The 528-nt window shown below is 69.1% G+C and carries 1 protein-coding gene; it reads left to right on the plus strand.

Features of this window, described 5'->3' with window-relative positions:
- Positions 1-252 (plus strand): aldo/keto reductase (locus AC1DWF_RS38325; protein ID WP_476843625.1); only part of this gene is annotated, 252 nt, incomplete at its 5' end.
- Between the last annotated feature and the right edge of the window lie 276 nt (positions 253-528).

Below are 528 nucleotides of genomic sequence, written 5' to 3' on the forward strand. Positions count from 1 at the left end.
GTGCTGGAGGATCCGGTGGTGAAGCAGATCGCCGGGGAGCATGGCGCGACGCCCGGCCAGGTGGCGCTGGCGTACCTGCTCTCGAAGGAGCTGGTGGCCGCGATTCCCAAGGCGCGCGGCGTCGGGCGGCAGGCGGAGAACATGGCCGCCGCGAAGCTGAAGCTCAGTGATTCGGACCTCGAGGCGATCGCCGCCCTGCCGAAGAACCGGCGCTTCGTGAACCCGGCCTTCGCCCCCGCCTGGGACCGCTGATCGGGCTTGCGGCGGGCCGCCCTCCCGGATCAAACTCCGCCCGCTGGACCGGACGCAGAAATCCGACGGGACGCCCCTTGCGGCCCGCAACGCCCCCCGGCATTCCGCGTTTGCGCGAGGTGCCGTGGACCGGTGCTGTGACGAGGAAAGGTTTAGATATGGCGGAACCGGATGATGACGGCGAAGAGGTCGATCTCGGCATCAGCCTGGAGATCGTCGCCACGGTCGTGGACCTCGCCAATGCCGTTCAGGAGGCCGAGGAGGCCAAGATCGGCG

It is taken from the genome of Aminobacter sp. P4_D5 (genome assembly GCF_056401815.1).